The sequence below is a fragment of the Larkinella fluvii genome (assembly GCF_051857545.1).
In the GTDB taxonomy this organism is placed as follows: Bacteria; Bacteroidota; Bacteroidia; order Cytophagales; family Spirosomataceae; genus Larkinella.
Genome location: NZ_JBPZHB010000012.1, coordinates 104,138 through 120,830 on the forward strand (window position 1 = coordinate 104,138; position 16,693 = coordinate 120,830).

Genomic DNA, 16,693 nt, shown 5'->3' on the forward strand with positions numbered 1-16,693 from the left:
CACTTGCTTAACCCATAGAAATCCGCGCGGGCCATTTCCTTGAATGCTTCGTCAAATACACGCCTTTTTTTCATGGCTACTTTTAGATTTGCCCCAAATCTGCCTAAAAAAAGTCTCCAGTCAAATGTAGCAAGTCCACTCTTTCCCTGCATAAACGAGTGCATTCGCTGACGAATTCTTTTGATGTCGGAATAGTCTGGTAAACTTGGAGTGGCTATTCACAGAATCGAAAGAGTATTTACCACCGTTTGCTAATGGCTTCGTTCACCTTATTCGTTAATAACCAGCCCCGTTCCGTTGAGGCCGATCCGGACACCCCCCTGCTGTGGATTCTCCGGGATGAGTTGGGGCTGACCGGCACTAAATTCGGTTGTGGGAAAGGCTTGTGTGGTGCCTGCACCGTACACCAGAATGGCCAACCGATCCGGTCCTGCCTGACCCCGGTTACGACCGTTGGAAAATCGAAAATCACAACCATCGAAGGACTTTCGGCCACCGGGACTCACCCGGTTCAGATAGCTTGGATCGAAATGGATGTGCCCCAGTGCGGCTATTGCCAAAGCGGACAAATTATGTCGGCAGCCAGCCTGCTAGCCCAAAAGAAAAATCCAACGGATGCGGATATTGATGCAGCCATGGCCGGAAATCTTTGCCGCTGTGGTACTTACGTCCGGATCCGGAAGGCCATCAAACTGGCGGCTCAGAAAACCGGAAAAGGATGAAATCGCCCCGTCAAACGCCCCCCAACGAGGGCACTTCCCCTTCCTCAACGACCGGTTTGGCTGATTCGATGAATCGGCGGAGGTTCCTGACCGTCAGTAGTCTAGCCGGGATCGGCTTGCTCATCGGTATTCCGCTCGCCAACGCGGGCGCAGTCGTTGACGAAAAGAATTTTGAACCAAATGTTTATTTGAAGTTTACCAATACCGGAAAGATTATCATTCTGGCTAAAAATCCAGAAATTGGCCAGGGCGTAATGACGGCATTACCCATGCTGATTGCCGAAGAATTGGACGTAGACTGGTCACAAATCGACGTTCAGCAAGCGGTTCTCGATGGCCGGTTTGGCGAGCAGGTTGCCGCGGGTAGCGGGGCTATTAAAACAAATTATGAACTGCTCCGAAAAGCGGGCGCCGTTGCCCGTGAAATCTTCCTGGAAGCTGCTTCCAAACGGTGGGGTGTTCCGTTGAGCGATTGTTTTACCCGGAACGGATCGGTACACCGCCGGGGAACGACGCAGGCCTTCACGTATGCAGAACTGGTCGATGATACCATCTCCCGGGTGATTACGCCCGAGTTTCCGCGTTTGAAAGACCCGAAAGACTTTCGCTTGATTGGGACGGCCGTTTCCGGGATTGAAAACCGCAAAATTGTAACGGGCAACGCTCTTTTTGGCCTGGATAGCCGACCGAAAGGCGCGCTGGTAGCGGTCATTGCGCGGTGTCCGGTTTTTCAGGGGAAAGTAAAACGGTTTGACGCCACTGCTGCGCTCCGGATCGACGGTGTCCTTCAGGTCGTGCAACTGCCGGCGGTGGCGTCCCAGCCTACCCTTCAGGGTGTTGCGGTCATCGCCCGAACGACCTGGGCCGCCCTGAAAGGCCGAAAAGCCTTGTCCGTCGAATGGGACTTTCAGGGTGGTCAACAGGAGTCGGACCAGACCATTCGGCAAAAAGCCAATGACCTCCTGGATGCGGTTTCCGGTGCACCGAGACGCCACGAAGGCGATGTCGATCAGGCCTTTACAACATGTGTTACCATTCATGAGGCCGTATATGAGGTTCCGTATTGGGCCCATGCGACGATGGAACCCATGAATTACTGCGCCGATGTACGGGCCGATCGGGCCGACCTGGTGGGTCCCACGCAAGTTCCCAAAGCGGTGCAGGAGCGGGCAGTGGAACTGACCGGCCTTCCGGCGGAGAAAATAGCCGTCCAGATGACGCGTGCCGGTGGGGGCTTTGGTCGGCGGCTGGAAGCCGATTACGCGGTTGAAGCGATTGTTTTGTCCAAGTCTGTAGGCCAACCGGTCCAGGTCGTCTGGACCCGCGAAGACGATTTCCAGCACGATTTCTACAACCTGTACGGCCAATGCCGGCTGAAAGCCGGTTTTGATGCCGCGAACCGGCTGGTGGCCTGGCAGTCCAAAACCGCCGGATATTTCTGGCCCGATAGTTTTCCGGCGGGCCAGATCGCCAACTTTCGCGCCGATACGGTTTGGGTGAACACCAAAATTCCCAACGGTGCCTGGCGCGGGCCGGGCCATAACGTGACGGCCTTTTACCTGCAATCGTTTCTGGATGAGCTGGCTACGATGGCCCGCAAAAACCCGGTTGACTTGCAGCTTGACTTGTTGGGGGACACGGACCGGTTATTTGCCCAGAATACTTACGGGAATAAGGTGTTCAGCACCGCCCGGATGCGGGCCGTTATTGATCTGGTTGCCCAGAAATCAGGCTGGAACCAGCCCACTCCCCAAGGCGAGTTTCGTGGTTTTGCTTCCCATTACACGTTCGGAACGTATTGCGCCGAGGTGGTGACGATTTCCCGGCCAACGTCCACTACCTATCAAATTCTGAGGGTCGTTGCTGCGATTGATTGCGGACGTGTTATCAATCACAGCGGGGCTACGGCCCAGATTGAAGGTGGCATTCTGGATGGTTTTAGCACCGCCATGAATGGCGCGATCCACGTGGAGGGAGGCCGGGTACGGGAGAGCAATTTTGACGAATACCGACTGATGCGCATCCATGACGCTCCGGCCCACATTGACGTTCACTTTATTCCGAGTGACGAGCATCCGATGGGGCTGGGCGAAATGGGATTGCCGCCCGCCATCCCGGCTCTTTGCAACGCCCTATTTGCCGCTACGGGAAAGCGAATTCGACGGTTGCCGATTGATTTAAACCGGGTAGAACCATGAATACAATCCATAAATCAACCAATCGCCGGGTCTTCGTCAAACAGACCCTATTCTCGGGGGTGGCCCTTATGCTCGGTTTTTCGCTGTCGGGCACTGCCCAAGCAGGGACGGATGAACCCGGTAAAAAACCCGGTTTAGTAGCCACGAATGTCTCCGAGCTGACGGTTTTCATCCGCATTGACCAAACCGGAAAAATCACGCTGATCAATCCGCATCCGGAAATGGGCCAGGGGACCTATCAGGCAATTGCCCTGCTGCTGGCCGAAGAACTGGAGGTGCGACTCGATCAGGTAACGATTCAGTTTTCGGATGGGAGCCAGAAATACGGTTATCAGTTGGCAGGCGGCAGCAGCAGCGTCAGTTCGTCCTGGGAGCCGATGCGAAAAGCCGGAGCAGCCGCCAAAGAAATGCTGTTGACGGTGGCTGCCCAACGCTGGCAGGTGCCCGTGACGGAGTGTTACGCGCGGGAAGGAACCGTTCACTGCCGAACCAAACTGGGGCTCCGACCTTTTCCGTACGGTGAATTGGTGAAGGATGCGGCCAGACTGGACATCCCGGAAGAACCAAAACTCAAAAGAAAAGAGGATTTTACCCTGATCGGGAAGGCAACCCACCGGCCCGACGTTCGGCCCAAAGTGACGGGAAAAGCTGTTTTTGGCATCGACGCCACCGTGCCGGGTATGCGCTACGCAGCTATTGAACACGCGCCGACCATTTATGGCACCGTCGAAAGCCTGGAGGCAACCAACGCGTTGCGAATCAAGGGCGTTCGGAAAGTCCTGATTGCGGAACGGCCCATGCTCCACGCCCGCCCGGCTGCGGTTGCGGTGCTGGCCGATTCGTATGCTGCCGCGCTGCAAGGGCGCAAAGCCTTGGTTGTGAAGTGGCAGGATGCGGATTCTTCCAGCGAAAGCACCGCCGACTATTTCAGCGGCCTGTACGAGCTTGCAAAATCGGAGGGCGTGGTGTACCAACAGGACGGTGATTTTGAGACTGCGCTGGCAACGGCTCCGCGCCAACTCGAAGCGCAGTACGAAACCCCTTTTCTGGCCCACGCTCCGATGGAGCCCGAAACGGCCGTCGCCCACGTTCAGGGCGATCGTTGTGAAATCTGGGCACCCGTTCAGGCACCGGATTGGGCCGTTAGGGAAATTGCCGCGTACCTCCAGATTCCTCCGGAACACGTAAAAGTTAACGTCCTTTTTTCGGGGGGCGCCTTTGGCCGGAAAGCCTATTACGACTACCTGCTCGAAGCGGTTTATCTGTCAAAACAGGTGAGCGCTCCGGTTAAGGTAATCTGGACCCGGGAGGACGACCTGCAACAGGGACCCTTTCGGCCCGGCGTGCTGAATACATTGAAAGCAGGCTTGAACTCGGCCGGTAAGGTCGTTGCCTTTCAACACAAAGTGGCTACGGCCTCCATTCGGCATCAATCCGGTTTTGAGGGTGGACTTCCGGAAACGCAAGCCGACGATTGGGCGCGGGGCGACGGTATTTACCATTTCCCCAATTCGAAGTATAGCTTTCAGTTGGCCAAAACCCGGATTCCGATCGTCTGGTGGCGGGCCGTTTATGCCTCCAACATCAATTTTGCGTATGAATCGTTTGTCGACGAACTGGCCGTTGCCGCCGGGAAAGACCCGCTGACGTTTCGATCCGGGCTCCTGGCAGATGATCACCGCGCCCAGCAGGTGTTGACCTTACTGGCCGAAAAATCGGGCTGGCACAAACCGCTTCCGGTGGGAAAAGGACGCGGGATGGCCATCACCCGGTTTGCCGATAGTTACTGCGCGCATGTCTGCGTGGTTGCCCGGAAAACCGCTTCCGTTGTAATTGAAAACGTGATTTCGGTCATCGATTGCGGGTTGGCGATCAACCCGGATAATGTCCGGGCGCAAACCGAAGGGAATATCATCATGGGCCTGACGGTGGCCATTAAAAAAGGCATCACCATCGAGCAAGGCCGGGTACAGCAGAGCAATTTTCACGATTATCCGGTCTTGCGCATCTCTGAAATACCCACAATCGAGGTGTTTGTGATCGGTACGACCGGCCAGCCAACGGGCGTTGGCGAAACCGCCCTGCCGCCTATGGCACCCGCTTTAACCAACGCGGTTTTTAACCTGACCGGTCGGCGCATCCGGAAACTGCCGTTTGCGCTGGACGAGATGTTCAATCCCTAAATAAGACTCTGCCCATTCGTAGCCAGTCCTCCTCCATCGTTTAGGCAACCCTCACTCGAGGGTAGCATTTCCTTCACTGAACTTGAGATTGTATTTCAGGTGGTTTAGCCGCCAGCCCGCATCCGTTCGCTCCGCTTTTATTTCGTAACTCCCTACAAAGGTTCGGCTTGTACTCCGCGTGGCAGCCGCCCGGTAATGCGTAGCAACTGCGTAGCCGAATACATCCGCCCGGTTTTCCCGGACCGTGATGAGGTAATGCCCGCCCTGGTGGTGCACCGCGTCGATGCCCTGAAAACCCTGGTGCCAGCCATCGGCAATGGCCTGGGCCGTTACGGTTCCCGGGGCGCCACCCCCGTTCGATTCCATGTCGAGGTAAACCGTCGGCGTAAAAACTTCAGCCAGCAAACCCGACCAGTTTCGGACGTCGGTGTACATAAACAAGCGATTGACTAATTCGGTCAGTTGTTGCTTGTCCTGTAATTCAGCAAAATTGGTTGTGTTCATGAGATTTATGATTGATAGATTGACTGTTATTGGGAGAAGTTCAAATGGATGTACGAACGGCCAAATTAAAGACATGGGCGTAAATTGTTCCGGACGGCACACTGGGTAGCCGGATAAAATTCCAATTCCACTTTATGCCGAAGCGCACCTTTCCAACAACCGGCGTAAAATAGCCGAAATAGCCGCCTAGCGTTGGGTTAACCTGCCGTAGCCGACGGTCGAGCGTCTTGCCGGGAAAGGCCAGCCCAATCATAACCGATTGTTCAAAACCTTTTTCTGACAAAAAGTACATGGAATGTCGAACGCCGGCTTTGATAACATAAAAACGTAGTTCCTCATATAAAGAGGCCTTTTTGGAAGACTGAACAAAGGGCAAATACGAACCATCGGCTCCCAGATCAAAAAACCGGGTGCCATCGCCGTAGGTGAATACATACTTCCACAGAGCTAGCGAAGCACTCGCCCCACCAAAAGTTTGGTTGGAGGCAGGTACCAACAGCTGAATTTTCTGGCGTTGGGGTAACGCGTATCCGAGCGAAAGGTCGAGTGTTATCCCTTCGTGCGGCAGCAGGCCCCGCGCTACTGAGTCAACCGGACACCTTCCCCACGTCGGCAGGGTAATTAATACTAACACAATCAGTAACAGGTGGATAGGTGAGTTCATTTTCAGCTTAAAGGCCGACGCGTATCAATTTGCATTCATTCGGTAACGAGCCCGGTATTCGGAGGGCGTTTGTGCCGTTTTGGTTTTAAAAACCGTGTTGAACGACGACAGCGTATTGAATCCGCAGTCGAAGGCAATGGTGGCAATCTTGGCCGACTGCCAAGCCGGATCAGCCAGGCGCCGTTTGGCCTCCTCGACCCGAAAATTATTCAGCCAATCCGAGAGATTGACGCGGGCGTTTTCGTTGACCACCTGGGAGATGAGGCGCGTAGACAGGCCCGTGAGCGTCGACAGGGACTGAAGCGTCAGACCGGCATCCAGGTATAGGTGTTTATTTTCCACCGTTTGCTCCAGCCGCCTGAAATAATCCCGCGAATGGGTTACCGATAACCGGGAGCGTTCATATTTGGGAGTGGGAATTTCGGCGAACAGGTACTTTTTCGAATCAGGATATGCAGTAAAAAGCCGACCAGAACGCTGTAACTCACGGTGGCGGTTTGGAGCATTCGGATAATCGGCGGTTCGACCAGCCAGGAATAAAGGTAGGCCAGCCAAATTGTGGTTATTCCGGCGGTTAAGCCCACCAGACCCCTGTAAACGGGTTTGGAAAGAACATTTCGATAACGCCGGACCCAGACCCAGTACAGACAGGCACTGATGTAAAGCAGGTTGTGGAGCAGGATCAGCGAATAAATCCGGTCATCGTAATACGGATGAAATCCAAACCACGTACAGGCCGGCAGGAAGGGCATGCCACCCGTAGCCGGGTCGCAAGCGGTTCTGATTCGCGAGCCGGATTTTTAGAAACAGAAAAAAAACCGGCACGGCCACCAGACTGCCCGCCAGCCCTATAAATTCCGCAAACGGCGGCAGGTCAACGTATAAAACCAACAGCGGTTTGCTGACGCGCAACGACACACAAACCACCGTCAGGGCCAGCAGTTGATGGGCGAGCCGATCCGGGCCCGTTCGGTGCCAGAGCAGGTACGCGACGTAAAAGCCCAGCAGGACGCCCAAACCGCAGGCAACTGAAAGAAGGTAGTCAAAAACCGTCATAACTTGATTGAATCGGAGTTTCTCGCGTGGTTTCTGCCCGGCAAAACTGACACCGTTACGTGGTATAATCTATCGAAAACATGATCCTGATAGTTTATTCGCCCGCTCAGAAATCACAATTAGTTGAAAACCGTACGAAATGCGCACATTCCGTAACTTACCGCAACAACCGGGCTTTCAACCGGGCTAAACCCGCCCGACTGACCGGAAAACACAGGCCGGAAAACGTGGTGGCCTGATCCGAAGTAAACGACCGGATCAGGCGGATGGGCACGATCGCCGTCCGGTGTATGCGCACAAACTCCGCCGGATTCAACTGTTTCTCCAGTTCGTTCATCGATTGGCGAAGGAGGTGTTTTTGCGAACCCACGAAAACGCAGGTGTAGTAATCGTAGGACGTGATGGACTCAATCTGACAAACCGGAATCTGTTCGGTACCGCGTTTGGTTTTCACGACGAGCGTCGTCAGGTAGGTTTCGGATTTTTCCTGCAAGGCCTGCTGTCCTTGCACGTATTGCCGGGCCCGGTTGAGTGTGGTCCGCAAATCCTCGTCGGAAAAGGGCTTGAGCAGGTAGTCGAATGCCTTCACACGAAAGGCCTGCAAAGAATACATTTCGTGGGCCGTGACGAAAATAACGACCGGCTGATGGACCTCGACAATATCCTGCAAAACCTCAAACCCGTTCAACTGGGGCATTTGCACGTCCAGAAACAACAGGTCGGGTTTGAAAAGCCGCAGCTGCTCAACGGCTTGCTGACCAATGGCAAACGAACCGAGGACCTCGACCTCAGCCTCCTGACCAACCAGCCAGCAAAGTCCCTCGCGGGCCAGTGGTTCATCGTCAATGATGCACACTCTCAAGGGCTTCCGGCTGTTCATGGTCGTTTGCGGTTTGAAAGGGAATCGTCAAGAAGAGCACCGTACCTTTACCGGGCTCAGTTTGAACCCGGAAGGTGGCCGCTTTGCCGTAAATTCTAGCGAGTCGCTGCCGGGTATTCGTCAGGCCAATGCCCACGTTGCAGGTAGACGGATCGAAACCGATGCCGTTGTCCTGCACCTTCATCAGGAGCTGGTCGGCCTGCCGGTAAATCCGAAGGTCAAGATGACAATTGGCAATCGGTTGGCTGAAGCCGTGCCGAATCGCATTTTCGACCAGCGGCTGTAACAGCAAATCGGGCACCAGGGCGTCTTCCAGATCCTTCTGCACGTCCACCGAATACGTAAACCGGTGCTGAAACCGGATGCGTTCGATATCGAGATACCGTTGCACATTGGTCAATTCATGAATCAAGGAAACCAGTTGGGTCGAGCTGGTTTTGAGATATTCCCGCAGCAAATGACCAAGCGACGCCAGGGTTTGCGTAGCCCGCTCCGGTTGTTTGACCCGAATCAGCATGCTGACGGTATTGAGTGCGTTGAACAGAAAGTGCGGATTGAGCTGCATTTTCAGAATGTGCAGTTCGGCTTCAGTCAACTGTTTTTCGAGCAGCAAGGCTTGCGTCCGCTCCTCGTGAAATTGCCGGTACCAGTTTAATCCGTTGATTACCAGTAGAATGGTTCCGTACAGAATGTATTGAAAAAAGAACCAGGCGCGGGAATACGCGGTCAGGCTGTGCCGCCAAGTTTCGAAGTTGCAGCAGTCGATCAAAAGCCACCGCGATGTTCCCAGGGCCAGAATGTGCAGGGAAGCAATACCCGTAGCGGTCAGGCCGTGGATGGCCAGCAACCGGGGAGCGGGCGTTTGTAAGAGGGGAAAGCGTTCGTCGAGTCGCCGAATCAACAGGCCGTAGACGCTCCAGAGCATAAAGTTAGGCACCTGACTGAACAGGCTTTCCCAAAAACCGCAGTTGATCCCGTCCAGCGAATACAAAAGGTACTGCTGAAAACCGTAGAGCAGGCTCAGGAAAAACCAGCCGGTCAGAACCCGGACGAATGCATACCGGCCCGCTAACATGGTAAGTATAAAGTGTTTTGATTTGCAAAATAACGGATAAATACAGACTTTCCGAACACGGGCTGTTGCCTCGACCATTCCGGCTCAGGTCCGGTAGCGCCGGGCCAAAGGCTGAAACGTAACAGAATACTTCATGAGAATCGTTTGCTGGTCCGAAACCAGGCGGGTAAGGCCATTGAATCGGCTGGTAGCGTACCCGTTTTCATTCCAAACCACGTACAGGTCATGCCCATCCCGGAAGTTGTAACGCAGCCGGGCATTTGTAAAAAACTTTTGCTGAATGCTGTTGTATTGCACATTCAGGCTGGCCGAGAAATGCAGGTCAAGGGCATAGCCTACCTTTAGCCGCCCAATGTGAATGACCGGCGCCCGGTTCTGGTCCGGAAAACGCAGGTAGGTAAGTTTGTATTCGGTCAATAGTTCCGCGTGCCGGCCCAGGTTGATGGTTGGACTCAGGTTCAGAAAGAATTTGCGGCCTTCGTAGAAACCGCCTTCGCCAAGCTCGATGGGCACCTGAATCGTTTTGTTACGCGGTGGAGCGAACGAAGCGGACACGCCCAGGAAATGGTAGTGCCCCGGTTGGACCAAAACCCCGTTCCCGAAGTCGATCGGCTCAGTCAGGTATTCGGTGTTGTGGTTGAGGGCGACGGTCCAGTTCGTGCCCAGAAACGTGTTGGCATTCCAGCCCGTACCGGCTTCCAGGCTTTCCAGGTGGCCATTTTGCGCGTTCCAATACGTTTTAACCCGCCCCACGGTCCACCGCTGGTATTGAAAAACCCCTTTCCGCCCTTTTGAAAAACGCCCAAAATGAACCTGCCCGAACCCGTTGTGAAAGTTGGTGCGGTCGATGAAACCGACCTCCGGCCGAACTTCTTTCCCCGAATACCCATACCCAACTTTCGCAATCCAGCCTTCCTTGCGCCGGGTTTCCCACTGGAAGGCCAACCGGCTTTGGTCGAGGCTAAGCGATTGGAGTTTGCCGGGTTCGGTCGTCAGGGTGATGGCGGCCGCAAGTTTCAGGTAGGAATCGCGGGATGGATTGAGAAGGGCGTCGACTCCGTAGGCGTAGTTTTGACGGGCTGCACCGAGTCGGGACGTGAACATGGCCCCCACGAAACTGCGATCGTTGAACACTTTGTGCCGTAACCGAACGACGCTGAAATTTTCGGTGGGCAGGACGGTATTGCCTTCGACCTGGGATTCTGCTGACTGCATGGTTAAAATACCCAGGTCGGTTTTGGGCGTCAGCTTGCCCGTCAGCCGAAGCCCGCCGTAAATCGGTGAGAGCCGACCATTGAACAGACCGATTTGGCGGCTATAAAATAACTGGCTGTCATCACCTAGATTCAATTCAAAAAGTCCGGCCTGCTCCTGAAAAAACAGGCGTCTTTCGGGAAAAAGCAGGTTGAACCGGCTTAGGTTTACCTGTTGAACATCCGCTTCGACCTGAGCAAAGTCCGGATTGACTGAGAGATCCAGGGTATGATTGGGCGAAAGGCCAATCTTGGCGTCAAGCCCGGCCTGCAGGTTGTTTTTCCGATTGGCCCGATAGCGACCCTGAGTATCCTGCCAATCGAAGCGACGGTCGGTGCCACCGGCAACGTAAGGCGTCAGAAGGAATAAGGTTTGCTGGGGCAGGTTTTGAAAAACAACGGGCTGCTTCACCGACGGCTTCATGATGGGCTCGATCACATTCCGGGAAATGGCCGGAAACTGGTGATACTCCTGCTTGTGCTGAATGGCGCGGGTGGAACTGATGGCCATCCTGACTTCCCCGGACGGCCCGCGTTTGTAGCGCAGATTGAAGAGCGGAATTTTCATTTCAAAAAACCACCCTTCCCGGTTCATGACCGTTTTGCCCTGCCAAACCATGTTGAAGGCATCGTTGAAGGTACTGTTGCCAAACTCGATCGCATCGTTGGCCGTGGCCATATCAAACCGGCTACCCAGTGGATAAATCGAAAACACGAGGGCATTCTGGTGGTCGAATCGGGAGTCGATGTGCAGGGTTACCCAGTCGTCGCCACGCCAGCCGTCGCGGACCAGATTTCGGGCAACGATCGTTCGGGCATCCCGGGTGTAACACCGCCCGGCTACGTACAGAAACCGATCGTCGTGGGCCAGCAGGAATTCCGTTTTTTCGGTCGGAGCCGCGCCCCAAACCGGCTCAAAAACAATGAATGGAAACGGGGTAACGGTTTGCCAGGCGGCCTCGTTACTCAGGCCATCGAGCTTGATGGGGCCATTTACCCGGTAAATAACGAGCGGGGGCTTGCTTAGATACGTTGTGTCCTGCGCAACAAGGAGGCAACTTCGTCCCATCGTCAGAAACAGGAATAGCGCAAAAAACCTCATAGGTTGTTTCTTAGTCCCAAAACCGGTTTTGGGTGTGGATCAAGACAAAAATAGTGCCTTGCCGGCCGCCCGAAAGCAGTTTGCAGGGAACGGGGGATTATTTACCGGGAGGCTCCGTTGGCTACTTTGTTTCATTCGTCTTTCGGACTTTCCAGGCTTCCACTACTTTATCGTAATCGGCGGTATCGTAGTAGTCGTACTGCCGGACGATTTTGCCGTCTTTGAAGTGAAAAATATTCACAAACCGCATGGTATATGGCAGGTCGAAATAGTGCGCGTGCAGCAGGCCTTCCGTAACAAGGTGATTGCCCTCGATGATCTGCTGATGGATGTCCCACCGGTAGGTATTGGGTAAGTTGGCCTGATCGAAATTTTGAAAAAGTGCCTGCCGCCCTTTCCCGACAAAATGGAAGGTGGGATCTTCCAGGATCACATCGTCGGCGTAGAAAGGGGAAAGCCGCTCCGCCTTCGGTAGGCCGCTGTACGCGTTGTAATACGCGGTTACAAAATCGGGCGGGATGCGGTGATTGGTCTCCAATGTATCGCTCGTTGCCTGGGCAAATTGAACGGTGATCAGCAGCAGAAAGGCCAGAAAGCCGGTTTTGATGATCGAAAAGTTTTGACGCATGGGGCGGTTTGTTGGTGAACGGATGGGTGTATTGGTCCGCAAGGAAACCGTCGGCTGACAGTAAGTCTTCCAAAAACACGATTCTGATATTACTTTTCCCGACAACCACCGGTTATTACCGGATTTGAATCGTTTTACTCCGCACGGCCGAACCGCCAAACCAGCCCGTAGCCGGTTTTCCATTGGTATTCGTGTTCGTAATGTTCGTGGAAACATTCTCGGCGGGGCTCGCAAACAAACCGTCGTTGCGCAGTTGCCGTTGCAATTCGACCAGAAAGCGGTACGTTTCGCTGGTGATGGAATGAATTTCGACGCGCGCCCGGTCGCCCTTTTGAAACGGTCCGGCGCTGAGTTCGAGGCCATTCAGGTACTGACCGTCGATAAAATCGTCCGTAAAGAAAAATAAATCCAGCTCCGGATTATTCAGCAGTGTATCGTTGCGGAAGACTTTTATCCGGTACTGGTCCGAGTTACCGGGCAGTTCAGGACCGTAAAACGTTAAAAAATACCCGGCATCCCGGTCATCCGTTTCCGGGCGAAAAACCGTCCCGATGGAGTCAATGTCCGGAACCCGGTTGATCGCCGTCCGGGCCGTGTAGGTTTCCCCGGCCACCTGAACCGAAAGCGTGTAGTTTCCGCCAATCCGGCCCTGAAATTCCGCAGTTTTGTACAAACCCGGCTGCTTTTCGGTGAGCATCTCCGTGCTGCCCCGTTCGTCGGTGAGGATGACCCTGGCCTTTTCGACGGGTGGCGTCGCCCGATTGGCGAAATACGGAGCCGTCGTGGAAAGGCGCACGGTATAAGGCCCCTGCTGGTCGGTAATCAACCCGTCTATAACCAGTTGGGGTTCACTGTCCGTAACCTTGAGGGAAATAATATCTTCGCATCCGGTTAAAACAAATATAATCAGTGGGATAACCACAAGAAGGAATTGTTTGTTTTTCATGATCAGAATTTGAAATTGTAGGTTACGGAAGGCAAAACCGTTCCCAGAATGGCAAGTCGAACGGCATTAGTCTGTTTTGTGTTTGGCCCGTCATTCTGTTCAAAGTAGATGGAGAAAGGGTTTCGGCGGGCGTAAACATTGTACACCGAGAAGACCCATTCGCTCTGCCAGCGCTGACCGGGTTGCTGACGACCTTTTCGGGTTGCCGAAACATCAAGGCGGTGGTAGGCCGGTAGCCGGAAATTGTTGCGTGCTTTGGTCGTATTGATGGGCACGACGATGCTTCCCCCGTCTACCTCATACCGAGCGTTCGGAGCCGTGGTGGCTACGCCGGTCGTGTAGGTAAAATTGGCCGAAAACCGCCATTGTCGGGGAAGGGCGTACGTGCTGACGAGAGAGCCCATATGCCGCCGGTCGTACCGGGCTGGGTACCAGGCGTTGTTGCTGATGCCGTTGATTTGCTGTTCGGCCCGCGAGAGCGTATAACTAAGCCAGCCGGTCAGCCGACCGCTGTGTTTACGGATTGAACCCTCCAGGCCATACGATCGACCGCGACCAAACCGTAACTCGCCTTCCAGATCGGGGTTCAACCGGGTTTCGGCCCCATTCCGGTAGTCAATCGCCTGTTGCCATTGTTTGTAATACACCTCCGCCGACACTTCCCAGCGGTTCTGGCCCAGCGTTCGGAAATAACCGGCGGCCAGTTGGTCGGCGAGTTCGGGCCGGATGTTATTCGTCGACGGCGTCCAGCTATCCAGGGGAGAAGCGGCCGTTGTATTCGAAATCAGGTGAATATACTGCGCCATCCGGTTGTAGCTCATTTTCACCGAACTTTCGTCCGTCACCCGGTACCGAAGCGATAGCCGGGGCTCCAGGTTATAGTAGGACCTAATGACTTCACCACGCGCGAACTGCCGGGTATTGACCGGTGTTTGAGGTCCTTCTTCTGCGCCGGCATACTCATGAACAAGCTGCGGACCGAGGTAGTCATAGCCCGACAACCGGAGGCCGTATTGCAGCGCCCAGCGATCGCCCAGCGTTTGCTCGTTGTCGGCGTAAAGGGCGTATTCCCGGCTGTGTTTGGCGGGCAGCTCCAGTCCCCCGATCGGCGATGATTCGTTGGTCGGCTTCAGGGCGCCAGGTTCGAACCGGTACCGAAGGAAGTTTCCGCCGAAGCTTACGGTATTAGTGGGATTCAGGTAAAAGCTGAAATCGGCTTTCAAGTTGTAGGTCCGGATGGCCGACGTCCAGTCTGCGCCCCGGATTCCGGCGGGCAGATCGAGCGAAATATCACCCTGTGCCTCCTGAGGAATGCCCAGCCGGTAGTCGTAGGCGCTATAGACCGCCGTGAAATTGGCAAAAAGCCGCCGGGAAAAAAGGTGATTCCACCGCAGGGTACCGGTTTGATTATTCCAGCGCATGTCCACTTTTTTACCCTCGAAATCAACCCGAAACACATCCTTGCTGGAATAGACCGACGCGTAAAGCCGGTCTTTGGCTCCAAGTTGGTAATTCAGTTTCGCGCTGATGTCATAAAAATAGACGGCGTTTTTACTAAGCTGCTCGTCGCCGGAAAGGCCCAGAATCAAATCGGAGTACGAACGACGGCCTGCAATCAGGAACGATCCTTTATCCTTCACTAAGGGTCCTTCGAGGGTCAGGCGACTGGCAATGGTGCCGATGCCCCCGGAGGCTTCGAACCGCTGCGTATTGCCTTCTTTCAGGCGCACATCCAGTACCGACGAAAGCCGTCCGCCGTACTGGGCCGGAATGCCTCCTTTCATGAGTTTCGCGTCCTTGACCGCGTCCGGATTAAAGACTGAAAAGAAACCCATCAGGTGCGAAGCGTTATAAACCGGGGCTTCGTCGAGCAGAATCAGGTTCTGATCTACGCCCCCACCGCGTACGTTAAATCCCGTTGCGCCTTCGCCAACGGAGGTGACGCCCGGCAGCAACTGAATGCTCCGAACAACATCGACTTCGCCCAGCAGGGCGGGCATGGCTTTCATCGTCTTCATATCCAGGGTGGTTGTGCCCATTTCCAAATTCCGCAGGCTTTGGCTCGGCTGGCTGGCTTTTACGCTTACTTCGGCCAGTTGCCGAGCGTCCGGTTGCAATCGAATCTGGATCGACTCCGTCGCGGGCAGGGTCGCAACCGGGATTTCCTGGGGCTGAAAACCAATGGAACGAATCAGCAACGTATCGGATCGGGAAAGCTGCGTCAGCGAAAAATAGCCGTACGAATTGGTGATGACGCCGACCGGCTGGCTTTTTACCTGGACCGACGCGCCGATCAGTCCTTCGCCGTTAACGGTATTGCGGACGTACCCGTTTAGTGTCAGCTTCGGTTGGGCAACGGCGTGTTGGCCAATCAGAAGCAGGGTTTGCATCAGAAAGAATAAGAGCGGTTTTTTCAAGGTAATCGGATGGTATGGTTGTGAGTAATCCGGAGGAAAAAACTGTCTGTCAGCCTATTATTCCGTCAATGTAATTCGGGGCAACCTTTTTTACGCAAAGGGTATCTTCGTGGCAGGTCCTCCCGCAGGGCAAAAATCGTTTGGATCATCCTGGTTCTGGTTGTCAAATTTTGCTATTATGTTTTTCCGTCCCGCAGCCCATCCGGTTCACCTCAACTTGGCGTATCAGGTTCTGCATTACATCGAGACGCGCCTGGGTCAGCCGTTCACCATCCGGGACATTAGCGAGGAGGTGGGCGTATCGTACTTTTACCTCCATCATCTGTTTGGTCAGACAGCAGGCGAAAACCTGGGGCAACTGATCCGGCGGGTCAACCTGGAACATGCCTTCGGGTACGTAAAACATTCCGGCTACACGATGGGCGATATTGGCGATTTGACCGGCTTTGGCTCCAAACATTCATTTAGCCGGGCATTTTCGCAGTATTTTAATCAGTCACCGACCAAGATCCGGTCGCAACGTCACCTGATAGTTCCCGGCAGTTTTGTTCAGCAGGACCGCTTATCGACGGTTTATGATCAGCAGTGGAAACAGCAAATGCTTGATAACCAGTACGTAATTCGTCAGCATCCGTCGACTCCATATTTTTTCCACTACCTCGGTCCGATGGCAACGGGTTCGCCCGAAGCGTTCGGGCAACGGCTTGGGAGGTTGTTCGAAATTCAGGCGCTGCTGAAGCTGCCGCTGGCTTTCGGCACTTCGGGAATCGGCTGCGCCACGTCGCCGGCGAAGGCCATCATCCGGGCCGGTTTTCTGGTTCAGGACGAAAGGCAAACGCCGTATTTGAAGCAATGCGGTTTTTTTAGGCACCAATTAGAAGCCGGAAACTTCCTGATGGCTCGTTTCAATGGAGCGTTACCGTCGGGCGGGATGTTGACGTATTCCGTCATCCAACAGTCCGTTCAGGAAGGGCTTTTCCACCTGCGTGATCATCATTCGCTCGTCCTGATCGAACCAGCAAAACCCGATCAGTTCGAAGTCATGATTCCGGTTGCTTAAAACAC

Annotated in this window: 15 protein-coding genes; 4 read left to right on the forward strand and 11 right to left on the reverse strand. The window is 54.4% G+C overall.

The window, feature by feature from the left end; all coding sequences use genetic code 11:
- The first annotated feature begins 254 nt into the window (after window positions 1-254).
- From ACS5NO_RS28315 to ACS5NO_RS28325, 3 genes are read left to right on the forward strand one after another with little or no spacing between them, the layout of a single operon-like run.
- A complete protein-coding gene (locus ACS5NO_RS28315; protein WP_439418247.1) occupies window positions 255-722 on the forward strand; it encodes a (2Fe-2S)-binding protein in 468 nt (155 codons plus the stop codon).
- Window positions 719-2,920: a xanthine dehydrogenase family protein molybdopterin-binding subunit gene (locus ACS5NO_RS28320; RefSeq protein ID WP_439418248.1), complete on the forward strand. Its 2,202-nt coding sequence runs from the start codon at window positions 719-721 to the stop codon at window positions 2,918-2,920. The genes ACS5NO_RS28315 and ACS5NO_RS28320 overlap by 4 nt, the downstream gene beginning before the upstream one ends.
- Window positions 2,917-5,103, forward strand: a complete 2,187-nt coding sequence (locus tag ACS5NO_RS28325) for a xanthine dehydrogenase family protein molybdopterin-binding subunit (RefSeq protein WP_439418249.1) — start codon at window positions 2,917-2,919, stop codon at window positions 5,101-5,103. The genes ACS5NO_RS28320 and ACS5NO_RS28325 overlap by 4 nt, the downstream gene beginning before the upstream one ends.
- Before the next feature lie 51 nt (window positions 5,104-5,154).
- Here the strand turns inward: ACS5NO_RS28325 and ACS5NO_RS28330 are convergent, their stop codons facing one another.
- The 11 genes from ACS5NO_RS28330 to ACS5NO_RS28380 form a co-directional block, all read right to left on the reverse strand.
- Window positions 5,155-5,607 (reverse strand): nuclear transport factor 2 family protein, encoded by a 453-nt coding sequence (locus ACS5NO_RS28330; RefSeq protein ID WP_439418250.1) that lies wholly within the window; start codon window positions 5,605-5,607, stop codon window positions 5,155-5,157.
- Window positions 5,608-5,647: 40 nt separating this feature from the next.
- A complete protein-coding gene (locus ACS5NO_RS28335) occupies window positions 5,648-6,271 on the reverse strand; it encodes a hypothetical protein (protein ID WP_439418251.1) in 624 nt (207 codons plus the stop codon).
- A 24-nt stretch (window positions 6,272-6,295) separates the two neighbouring features.
- The gene (locus tag ACS5NO_RS28340) at window positions 6,296-6,613 is read right to left on the reverse strand and encodes a helix-turn-helix domain-containing protein (RefSeq protein ID WP_439418252.1); all 318 of its coding nucleotides are present in this window, start codon (window positions 6,611-6,613) and stop codon (window positions 6,296-6,298) included.
- A 38-nt stretch (window positions 6,614-6,651) separates the two neighbouring features.
- The gene (locus ACS5NO_RS28345) at window positions 6,652-7,023 is read right to left on the reverse strand and encodes a hypothetical protein (protein WP_439418253.1); all 372 of its coding nucleotides are present in this window, start codon (window positions 7,021-7,023) and stop codon (window positions 6,652-6,654) included.
- The gene (locus tag ACS5NO_RS28350) at window positions 6,971-7,327 is read right to left on the reverse strand and encodes a hypothetical protein (protein WP_439418254.1); all 357 of its coding nucleotides are present in this window, start codon (window positions 7,325-7,327) and stop codon (window positions 6,971-6,973) included. Before ACS5NO_RS28350 ends, ACS5NO_RS28345 begins: the two co-directional genes overlap by 53 nt.
- Before the next feature lie 157 nt (window positions 7,328-7,484).
- Window positions 7,485-8,207 carry a LytR/AlgR family response regulator transcription factor gene (locus ACS5NO_RS28355; RefSeq protein WP_439418255.1) on the reverse strand — a complete coding sequence of 241 codons (723 nt, stop codon included), beginning with the start codon at window positions 8,205-8,207 and terminating at the stop codon, window positions 7,485-7,487.
- The gene (locus ACS5NO_RS28360; protein ID WP_439418256.1) at window positions 8,170-9,282 is read right to left on the reverse strand and encodes a sensor histidine kinase; all 1,113 of its coding nucleotides are present in this window, start codon (window positions 9,280-9,282) and stop codon (window positions 8,170-8,172) included. The genes ACS5NO_RS28355 and ACS5NO_RS28360 overlap by 38 nt, the downstream gene beginning before the upstream one ends.
- 84 nt (window positions 9,283-9,366) lie before the next feature.
- Window positions 9,367-11,637, reverse strand: a complete 2,271-nt coding sequence (locus tag ACS5NO_RS28365; protein WP_439418257.1) for a carbohydrate binding family 9 domain-containing protein — start codon at window positions 11,635-11,637, stop codon at window positions 9,367-9,369.
- A 121-nt stretch (window positions 11,638-11,758) separates the two neighbouring features.
- Complete coding sequence (locus ACS5NO_RS28370; protein WP_439418258.1) at window positions 11,759-12,265, reverse strand: nuclear transport factor 2 family protein; 507 nt, start codon at window positions 12,263-12,265, stop codon at window positions 11,759-11,761.
- A gap of 115 nt (window positions 12,266-12,380) precedes the next feature.
- Window positions 12,381-13,211 (reverse strand): DUF4249 domain-containing protein, encoded by an 831-nt coding sequence (locus ACS5NO_RS28375; RefSeq protein WP_439418259.1) that lies wholly within the window; start codon window positions 13,209-13,211, stop codon window positions 12,381-12,383.
- Between the two features lie 2 nt (window positions 13,212-13,213).
- A complete protein-coding gene (locus tag ACS5NO_RS28380) occupies window positions 13,214-15,601 on the reverse strand; it encodes a TonB-dependent receptor (protein ID WP_439418260.1) in 2,388 nt (795 codons plus the stop codon).
- 205 nt (window positions 15,602-15,806) lie between these two features.
- On the opposite strand from ACS5NO_RS28380, the gene ACS5NO_RS28385 reads away from it, so the two are divergent.
- Window positions 15,807-16,688, forward strand: coding sequence for a helix-turn-helix transcriptional regulator (locus ACS5NO_RS28385; protein WP_439418261.1), 882 nt, complete (start codon window positions 15,807-15,809; stop codon window positions 16,686-16,688).
- Window positions 16,689-16,693: the final 5 nt, after the last annotated feature.

Excerpts from the sequence above, each read along its gene's own strand:
- ACS5NO_RS28360 (WP_439418256.1), bottom strand. The coding sequence starts at position 9,282 with ATGTTAGCGGGCCGGTATGCATTCGTCCGGGTTCTGACCGGCTGGTTT.
- ACS5NO_RS28350 (WP_439418254.1), bottom strand. The coding sequence starts at position 7,327 with ATGACGGTTTTTGACTACCTTCTTTCAGTTGCCTGCGGTTTGGGCGTC.
- ACS5NO_RS28375 (WP_439418259.1), bottom strand. The coding sequence starts at position 13,211 with ATGAAAAACAAACAATTCCTTCTTGTGGTTATCCCACTGATTATATTT.
- ACS5NO_RS28380 (WP_439418260.1), bottom strand. The coding sequence starts at position 15,601 with ATGCAAACCCTGCTTCTGATTGGCCAACACGCCGTTGCCCAACCGAAG.
- ACS5NO_RS28365 (WP_439418257.1), bottom strand. The coding sequence starts at position 11,637 with ATGAGGTTTTTTGCGCTATTCCTGTTTCTGACGATGGGACGAAGTTGC.
- ACS5NO_RS28355 (WP_439418255.1), bottom strand. The coding sequence starts at position 8,207 with ATGAACAGCCGGAAGCCCTTGAGAGTGTGCATCATTGACGATGAACCA.
- ACS5NO_RS28320 (WP_439418248.1), top strand. The coding sequence starts at position 719 with ATGAAATCGCCCCGTCAAACGCCCCCCAACGAGGGCACTTCCCCTTCC.
- ACS5NO_RS28330 (WP_439418250.1), bottom strand. The coding sequence starts at position 5,607 with ATGAACACAACCAATTTTGCTGAATTACAGGACAAGCAACAACTGACC.
- ACS5NO_RS28385 (WP_439418261.1), top strand. The coding sequence starts at position 15,807 with ATGTTTTTCCGTCCCGCAGCCCATCCGGTTCACCTCAACTTGGCGTAT.
- ACS5NO_RS28335 (WP_439418251.1), bottom strand. The coding sequence starts at position 6,271 with ATGAACTCACCTATCCACCTGTTACTGATTGTGTTAGTATTAATTACC.
- ACS5NO_RS28370 (WP_439418258.1), bottom strand. The coding sequence starts at position 12,265 with ATGCGTCAAAACTTTTCGATCATCAAAACCGGCTTTCTGGCCTTTCTG.
- ACS5NO_RS28345 (WP_439418253.1), bottom strand. The coding sequence starts at position 7,023 with ATGCCCTTCCTGCCGGCCTGTACGTGGTTTGGATTTCATCCGTATTAC.
- ACS5NO_RS28325 (WP_439418249.1), top strand. The coding sequence starts at position 2,917 with ATGAATACAATCCATAAATCAACCAATCGCCGGGTCTTCGTCAAACAG.
- ACS5NO_RS28315 (WP_439418247.1), top strand. The coding sequence starts at position 255 with ATGGCTTCGTTCACCTTATTCGTTAATAACCAGCCCCGTTCCGTTGAG.